Below are 8,090 nucleotides of genomic sequence, written 5' to 3' on the forward strand. Positions count from 1 at the left end.
GGGAGGGGGTGGTTCCGGTGCGGGTTCCGGGGTCGGCTCCACCTCCGGAGGCGCTGGTTCCGGCGCCACCTCCGGCTCGGGTTCCGTGGCCGGTTCCGGCACGGGGTCCTGCCGCGGTTCGCTCTCCGGTTCGCTTTCGGGTTCGGGCTCCGCTGCCGGCGGCGGGCCGCTGTCCGCCTCGGACGCCACCAGCATCACCTCGATCACTGGGGTGATGGCTTCGTTGAGGCTGATGGCGCCGGTCTCCTCCGTAACTGTGCCGGGGGCCGCTCCGGCGGCGGACAGGAGGACGGCCAGGACGCCGGCGTGCAGCGTCCCGGACAGGGCGAGCGCCCCCAGCGGCCGGCGGGCCGGCTGGGGGCGCTCATGGAGGCGGATCGCGCGCAAGGCGGGGGCCTCGTCAGCCGGCCTCCATCAGAAGGCCATGGTCAGGCCGAGGTTGAAGGACCGGCCCATGCCGGCCAGCGCGCCGACCGGCTGGCGGTTGCCGCTGGCGCGGAAATCGCCGTAATCGACGCCGCCCAGCGGCAGGTAATAGTGGGCGTCGAACAGGTTCTCGATCCCGACGTCGGCGCGCAGGTTGCCCCAGACATAGCTGGTGCGCAGGTTGACCAGGGCGTAGTTGGGGGTTTCCGGCTCGTTCCGCCCGGGATCGACCAGGAACTTGCGCCCGACCATCTGGAACTCCAGGACACTGCTCCAGTCGCCCAGCCGGTGGCCCAGGTCGATCGTCCCGTTCAGCGGCATGATGTGGTAGAGGTCGCGCCCGGTGTCGAGGTTGCGGCCGCGGACGTAGCTGACCACGGTGCCCACCGTGAACTCGCCCAGCCGCTCGTCCTGATGGACGATGCTGCGGCCTTCGGCGTTGATGCCATACAGCTCGGCGGTGTGGTTGGCGAAGCGCAGCTGGACGAAGCCGTTCGACAGGGTGCCGATGCGGTCGGCGTCGATGAAGTTCTCGACGTGCGAATAATAGGGCGTGACCTTGACCGACCAGCGCTTGGCCTCGGCGTCCTGCCAGGCGGCGGTGGCGCCGACCGTGTAGGCGGTTTCCGGTTTCAGGTCCGGGTTGCCGACATAGCCGTTGGCGTCGCCGTACCAGCCGATCATGGTGGAGGACATGCCCCCGGTGCCCCAGGCGAACCGCTCATACAGGTTGGGCGAGCGGGTCTTGCGGGCGAAGCCCAGCTCGTAGCGTTCCGACGCGGACGGCGCGAAACGGAGCAGCGCCGTGGCGTCGACGTTCACGTCCGTCTTGGAGCGATCACCTTGGTTGAAGGCTGTGGCCGCCGCGGCGTCCGGGTTCGCCATGCCCATACCCATGCCCATCATGCCGGTGCGGATCGGGTTGGCCCAGGAGTAGGCCTGGACCGGTCCGTTCTCCATCCACAGCACATCGTTGCGCACGCCGAGCAGCGAGGTCCAGGCCGGGGTCCAGCGCTTCTCCCATTCCGCGAAGGTGCCCAGACGGTCGCGCCGCGCGTCGTTCAGGTTCACGAAAGTCAGCGGCGACATCATCGCCGCCCCGGCCACCGGCGGCCACCAGTCGTCGATGCGGTAGCGGACCAGCTCGTTGCCGACGCGCAGCGTGTCCTGCACCGACAGCGGCACCTCCGCCGAGACGGCGTAGCCCATCTCGTGCGAGTCCGTGTTCATCGGCATGCCGCCGCGGTCGGCGCCGCCCTTGTCGTGCAGGAAGTTCATGGCGTGGACGGTGCGCTGCCAGAAGGCCCGGCCGTCCAGCGTGCCCCAGTCGAATTCACCTTTGTAATGGCCGTTCAGGGTGGTGCCGCGGTTCAGCGTCATGTCCATCCGCTGGTTCGCGAAACCGGAGTAGGGCGAATACTGGTAGCCGCCGGACAGAGTGATCTCGTGCCCATCCTTGCGCGCGCTGGCCGACAGCGCGTGGTTCTGCACGTTGTAGAGGGTGGAGCGGACCTTGTCCCCGTTGCCGTTCTCGTGGTCGTCCGCACGGCGCCAGGCGCCGGTGTAGCGCAGGCTGAACCGCTCGGTCGCCGCGGTGGTGGTGCCGGACAGGGTGGTGCCGTTGCCGTTCGACCGGTAGACGGTGGACAGGCTGCCCTCGCCATGGATGGGCTCGCCGGGCTGGGCGTAGACGGGGGGCTTGCTGGTCACCGCGACGGTGCCGGCGATGCTGTCGCCGCCCTTGCTGACCGGGGTGACGCCGGCGATGGCCTCGATGGCGCCGATGACGGCGGGGTCGGCGTAGGACAGCGGCGCGTTCATGTGGTTGGCGCAGGCGGCGGTCATCGGCATGCCGTCGACCTGGACGCGCACGCGGTCGTCGGCCAGCCCGTTCAGCGCCGGCAGGCTGGAGAAGCCGCCCGCGCTGTAGAGCGACATGCCCGGCAGGCTGCGCAGCAGCGCCGCGGCGTCCGCGCTGGCGATCTTGCGGCTGGCGATCTCGGCGGCGTCGAGCGTGCCGGCGCCGAGCGGCCGGGACAGGCCCTTCTCCGGCACCGTGGCGGCGGGTGCCGTCTCCGTCTCGACCGGGACGGCGGGAAGGGCCTGCGGGGTCTGGCCTCGGGCCGGCGCTGCGCTCAGTGCGGCGAGGACCGCCGTCAGAAGGGCGGTGGAGGCGAGAAGGCGGTTGGACAAGCGGGGGGCGTTCGCCGCAGGCGCGGCGGTGGACAGGCGAATCATCGGGTGCTCGTTCTCGAATCGGACGAGGAAAGATCGACGCAGCCTTGCCGTCCCGCCCGGTCATCGATCCGCGCGACAATCGGCGCAAGGGGTCGGGACCGGCGGGTTGCGGTGCGGCGGCTGGCGTGAGGGATGGGGTGGCGCGGCCGGAAGGGCCGCGCCGCCGGGCTCAGCAGCCGGGCGCGGCGATCACAGGGCGCGTGCCGAGGGTGGTCAGACGAGGGCCGGGGGTGCTCGGGCCTTCAGCCGCGACAGGAACCAGCCGGCGGCGATGTGCTGGCCGGGCAGCCCGATGGAGCTGTGGGCGACGACGGAGACCGGCAGCACCACCGTCAGAAGCGGCGGCGGCGCGGTGAGGCCAGCGACCAGCCCGCAGACCGGGCAGTCCTCGCCCATGGACAGCGTGGGCTTGCCGTCCGGAAGCAGGGATTCTGGGGGAGGGCCGTCGGGGAGGGCGATGGAGGCCATGCCCTGCGGGGTGCAGATCATGACCGTTTCGCCGGTCGCGGCGTTGGCCACCGGAATCAGGAAGGCCCAGCCGAGAAGCTGCAGAAGCAAAGCGACCCCGCCCGCCATCACGGCGGCGCGGCCCAGCCTGCGTCCAACGCTTCCAAACAAAGCCGGCATATTCCGGGCGAACCCCTTATCCGAGCAAGGGGATAGGCTAATCGGGCTAAGCCGAAGGAACAAGGGACTATTGGTCGCACCCCCGCGTCGGCGCGCAACCTCAGGAGGGCAAAATCAAGATGGCAGAACCTCGCCCAGCGCCCCAGCCAGATCCGCAGGCAGCACCGGCTTGTGCAGCAGGCGGCAGCCGAGCGACATGGCCTCGCGCAGCCGCTCCGGGGCGGTGTCGCCGGTGATGATGATGCCCGGCACCGGCCAGCGCTGGCGCACCAGCTCGACCACCGAGCGTCCGGAGTCGCCGCCCGGCAGGCGGTAGTCGGTCAGCACCACATGGGGGCGCCGCAGGCCGGGCAGCGCCGCGGCCAGCTCCCCCGCCGAGGACACGGCGACCACGCGCAAGCCCCAGCGTTTCAGCATCATGGTCATGCTGCGGCGGACCTGCTCGTCGTCCTCCACCAGCAGCACCGTGCGCCCTTTCAGCCGCGGCTCCCGGTTGGCGACCGGAACCACCGCGGCGCCGGCCTCCGGCTTGCGGGCGTAGGGCACCGTCACCGAAAAGACCGAACCCGAGCCGACCCGCGAGCGCAGCGCCACCTCCGTCCCCAGCAGGCGGGCGAGGCGCGACACGATGGACAGGCCCAGCCCGAAGCCCTGGGTGGCGTTGCGCTCCGGGTTGTTGAGCTGGCGGAATTCCTCGAAGATGGCCTCGCGAGCGTCCTCAGGGATGCCCGGCCCGTTGTCCCACACCTGGAACTCCACCCCGTCCGCCCGGCGGCGGCAGCCGACCAGCACGCGCCCCTTGGCGTCCGTACCATTGGGATGGCCGTGCGCGATGGCGTTGGACAGCAGGTTGCGCAGCAGCCGTTCCAGCAGATGCGGGTCGGTGGACACCGCAAGGCGGCTGGGCCGGCAGCGCAGCTCGATGGACGAGGCCTCGGCCACGCCGCGGAACTCCTCGGCCAGACGGGTCATCAGGGCGGTGGGCGAGAAGTCGCTGACCGATACCTCGATGACGCCGGCCTCCAGCCGGGACAAGTCGAGAAGGCCGCTCAGCATGCCGTTCAGGCTGTCGATGGACGCCTTCAGCCGGTTGAGCGATTCCTGGGCGATCGGGTCAGAGCCGACCGACCCGAGCAGGACATGGGCGTAGAGGGCCGCCGCCTGGATCGGCTGGCGCAGGTCGTGGCTGGCCGCGGCGAGGAACTTGGTCTTGGCCCGGTTCGCCGCCTCCGCCGTCTCCTTCGCTTGCTTGAGCTGCTCCTGCGTCCGCTTGCGCTCGGTCACGTCGCGGAAGATCACGGCGATGCGGCGCTGCTCGGGGGCGCCGACCTTGAAGACGTAGAAGCTGAGCCATTTCTCCAGCGGCGCGGCGTAAAGCTCCGTCCGCGTCGATTCTCCGTCGCGCGCTGCGCGGCCGAACACCTCGTACCAGTAATCCTCGAAGGCCGGGCTGATCTCGCGCAGCCGCCGCCCGACGTAATCCTCCCCGGCCATGCGCCGCGCCGCGGGGTTCATCTCCAGATAGAGGACATCCACCGGCCGGTCGTCGTCGAACAGGACGTCGGCGAGGAGGAACCCCTCGTCCATCGCCTCGAACAGGGTGCGGAACCGCCCCTCGCTCTCGGCGAGCTGGACCGTGCGCTCCTCGACCCGCTGTTCCAAAGCGGCGTTGGCCTCCTCCAACTCCTCGGTGAGGACCTGAAGCTCCTCGTAGGAGGTCTGGAGTTCTTCCGACAGATGGTTTTCGTCCCGGCGGAGCGTGTTCAAGCGCTGGTCGGAATCCGCCAGGGCGTCGAGCAGTTCCGCCCGGCGCGTTTCCGACGCGGTGAGGCGTTCGCGCAACGCGGCGATCTCATGCCGCTGCGCGGTCATCTCCTCTTCGAGCTGAATCCGGTCGGCCGCGAGAAGGCGGGCTTCCTCCTGCGCGTCCTCCGCCGTCACCAGGGCCTGTTCCAGGCTCCGGTCCAGCTCCGCAACGCGCTCGCGCAACACTTCGTGCTCGGACTCGCGAGTCTCGTTCCCCGCACGGATGGATGCCGATCTTCCCAAGCCCTCCCCCCTCGCTGGGAACGAATGATTGCACAGACCGCACAACACTGCGCGCGTGGAAAAGTTATAGGACAAAAGCCGGAATTTCCTGGTCAACGCGCTGTTGTCACAACGCATGTATAAACTGTTGTTTCCGATCCATGGATAAGAGGGACATCCTGGCCATCGGAGCTTCCGCCGGTGGGATCACCGCCCTGCGGAGGCTGTTCGCGGCGATGCCGCACGATGTGACAGCCACGGTCTTCGTCGTTCAGCACATCGGCGCCACCCACAGCGTGCTGCCGGTCCTGCTGTCGCGCGCCGGCTGGCTTCCCGCCTTCCATCCCGAGGATGGGGAGCCGGTGCGGGAGGGCTGGATCCACGTCGCCCCGCCCGATCACCATCTGCTTGTCAAGGACGGCTGCGCGCTGGTGCGCCGCGGCGCGCGGGAGAACCGTTGCCGCCCGGCCATCGACCCGCTGTTCCGGTCGGTGGCGGTCGCCTATGGCGTGCGGGCGGTAGGGCTGATCCTGACCGGCACGCTGGACGACGGGACCGCCGGGCTGCGCGCCGTGAAGCGTTGCGGCGGGCTGGCGATGGTGCAGGACCCGGACGACGCCGAATGGCCGGGCATGCCGTGCAACGCCATGCGGCATGTCTCCGTGGACGCCTGCGCCCCGCTGTCCGACCTGCCGGGGCTGCTGGCCCGCCGGCTGGCCGAACCGTGCGGCCCCCCGGTGCCGGTTCCCGACGACATCGCGAGGGAGGCGCGCATCCCGGAGAACGAGTTCGACGCGGTGCCGGAACTCACCGCCGCCGTCGGCAAGCCAAGCACGCTGAGCTGCCCCGATTGCGGCGGCAATCTGGTGGAGATCGAGGATGGGTCGCTGCTGCGCTTCCGCTGCAAGGTCGGCCACGCCTACGGCCCCGCGGCGCTGGCGGAGGCGCATCGGGAGTCGATCGAGCAGGCCATCTGGGTCGCCCTACGCACCCATCAGGACCGCGCCATCATGTTCCAGCGCTTGGCCGAGCGGGCCCGCGAGCATGGTCACGCCGCAGTCGAGGCCAACTGGACCCGGTCGGCGCAGGAGGCCGAGCGGACCGTGGCGATGCTGAAGGAGGTGTTGTCGAGACAGGGGCAGGAATTGGCGGGCAGTCTGGCCGACGAAGGAGAGGATTGATGGAACCGCCTCCAGCCGGTGCCGAACGGGCAAAGGCTGGGCCCCCATGACGGACGGCGCCCTGATCGTGGTCGGCGCGTCGGCGGGCGGGTTGGAGGCGCTGGAAACCCTGGTTCGCGAGTTGCCGACCGATCTGCCGGCGGCGGTGTGCGTCGTCCTGCACATCGGCGATCGGCCGAGCTCGGCGCCCTCGATCCTGGACCGGGCCGGGTCGCTTCCGGCCAGCCACGCCACCGACCGGGAGCCGCTCCGCGCCGGCCGCATCTATGTGGCGCCGCCGGGTTGCCATCTGGTGGTGGAACCGCCCGGGCGCCTTCGCCTGCTGCGCGGACCGCGCGAGAACAGCACCCGGCCCGCCGCCGATCCGCTGTTCCGGTCCGCCGCGCGGGCCTATGGCCCCAAGGTCATCGGGGTGGTGCTGTCGGGTGGGTTGAACGACGGCACCGCGGGCCTTGCCGAGATCAAGCGGCGGGGCGGTATCGCCGTGGTGCAGGACCCCGCGGACGCGCGGCATCCCGGCATGCCGCGCAGCGCGCTCGACCACGTCGCGGTCGACCACTGCGTGCCGGCGGCGGCCATGGGCGCGCTGCTCGCCCGCTTGGCCGCGGAACGCGTTCCGGCTGCAACGCGGCCTGTGGCATCCAAGGTGGCATCCATGGAGGCGCCTATGGAAGGCATGTACAAACTGGAAACGCCGTCCGCCCTGACCTGCCCGGATTGCGGAGGGGCGCTCCGGGAAACCAAGGTGGACACGCTGCCCTATTTCACCTGCCACATCGGCCATCGCTACGGCGCCGACAGCATGGAGGAGGCGCAGCTCCACATGGTGGAGCAGGCGTTCGAGGTGGCGTTGCGGGCCTTGAACGAACGCGCCGCCCTGTGCCAACGCTTGGCCGAGACGGCGCAGGGCGTGGGACAGGCGCTGTCCGCCAAGCGGTGGGACGAGGCCGGGCGCGAGGCGCGCGAGCGTGCGGAGGTGCTGATCCGCTTCCTGGGTGAGGAGTGGGTTCGCCCATCCATTTCCCCCGGAAACGGCGGCGCGCCCGACCGGTTCTGACCGTCTCCTACTCCACCATCGCCTTTTCGCTGCCGTCAGCGCCGAGACGCTGGCGTTCGGTGGTGTCGTGCACGATGGCGACGAGGATCGGCGGCTGTTCCCCGCCGAAATGCTGAAGGCAGACCTCGACCGGATGGGGGCCGCGCTGGCTGCCCTGCATCACCGTCTCGAAGACCACCTCCTGCTTGTCGCCCGAGAGAAGGGGCGCCACGAGCGCCCGGAAGCGCTCCGCCGGCACCTCGGGCATCAGGTCGTGGACGGCCAGTTGCTTCAGATGCTCCAGCTTGTAGCCCAGCTTGGTCTCGGCGCCGCGGTTCACCAGCAGGAAATGGAAGCTGGACGGGTCCAGGAAATAGACCTCGTTCAGGGATTCGCCGATGATTCGCCCAAGATAGCCGGCAAAGGCTTCGGTCCGGGTCTGTTCGGTCACGTCCTCGATGATCAGGACGACGCCGCGGGCCTCCCGCGCCTCGTACAGCAGCGGGGAGAGCCGGACCCGGCAGGCAACCGCGCGGCCGCGCCGGTCCACGGCG

The 8,090-nt window shown here is 70.2% G+C and carries 6 protein-coding genes and 1 pseudogene; 2 read left to right on the forward strand and 5 right to left on the reverse strand.

From position 1 onward, the window contains the following. The 4 genes and pseudogenes from Q4I23_RS28060 to Q4I23_RS28075 all read right to left on the reverse strand — a co-directional run. Positions 1-387: pseudogene (locus Q4I23_RS28060) on the reverse strand (hypothetical protein); the annotation flags it as partial. Positions 388-414: 27 nt separating this feature from the next. Further along, entirely contained in the window at positions 415-2,664 is a 2,250-nt protein-coding gene (locus tag Q4I23_RS28065) for a TonB-dependent receptor (protein ID WP_498528382.1), read from the reverse strand. Positions 2,665-2,877: 213 nt separating this feature from the next. Then, the gene (locus Q4I23_RS28070; protein ID WP_498528383.1) at positions 2,878-3,291 is read right to left on the reverse strand and encodes a DUF2946 family protein; all 414 of its coding nucleotides are present in this window, start codon (positions 3,289-3,291) and stop codon (positions 2,878-2,880) included. A 114-nt stretch (positions 3,292-3,405) separates the two neighbouring features. Continuing rightward, positions 3,406-5,283, reverse strand: a complete 1,878-nt coding sequence (locus tag Q4I23_RS28075; RefSeq protein ID WP_498528384.1) for an ATP-binding response regulator — start codon at positions 5,281-5,283, stop codon at positions 3,406-3,408. A 197-nt stretch (positions 5,284-5,480) separates the two neighbouring features. Between Q4I23_RS28075 and Q4I23_RS28080 the strand changes: the two genes are divergently transcribed. Together Q4I23_RS28080 and Q4I23_RS28085 are read left to right on the forward strand one after the other, a co-directional pair. Next, complete coding sequence (locus tag Q4I23_RS28080) at positions 5,481-6,500, forward strand: chemotaxis protein CheB (protein WP_498528385.1); 1,020 nt, start codon at positions 5,481-5,483, stop codon at positions 6,498-6,500. A gap of 46 nt (positions 6,501-6,546) precedes the next feature. Further along, positions 6,547-7,557: a chemotaxis protein CheB gene (locus Q4I23_RS28085; protein ID WP_498528386.1), complete on the forward strand. Its 1,011-nt coding sequence runs from the start codon at positions 6,547-6,549 to the stop codon at positions 7,555-7,557. Between the two features lie 7 nt (positions 7,558-7,564). Here the strand turns inward: Q4I23_RS28085 and Q4I23_RS28090 are convergent. Further along, positions 7,565-8,090: PAS domain S-box protein (locus tag Q4I23_RS28090; protein ID WP_498528387.1), on the reverse strand; the 526-nt coding region annotated here is incomplete at its 5' end.

It is taken from the genome of Azospirillum sp. UFLA03-27, from assembly GCF_059803775.1.

Excerpts from the sequence above, each read along its gene's own strand:
- Q4I23_RS28065 (WP_498528382.1), bottom strand. The coding sequence starts at position 2,664 with ATGATTCGCCTGTCCACCGCCGCGCCTGCGGCGAACGCCCCCCGCTTG.
- Q4I23_RS28070 (WP_498528383.1), bottom strand. The coding sequence starts at position 3,291 with ATGCCGGCTTTGTTTGGAAGCGTTGGACGCAGGCTGGGCCGCGCCGCC.
- Q4I23_RS28080 (WP_498528385.1), top strand. The coding sequence starts at position 5,481 with ATGGATAAGAGGGACATCCTGGCCATCGGAGCTTCCGCCGGTGGGATC.
- Q4I23_RS28085 (WP_498528386.1), top strand. The coding sequence starts at position 6,547 with ATGACGGACGGCGCCCTGATCGTGGTCGGCGCGTCGGCGGGCGGGTTG.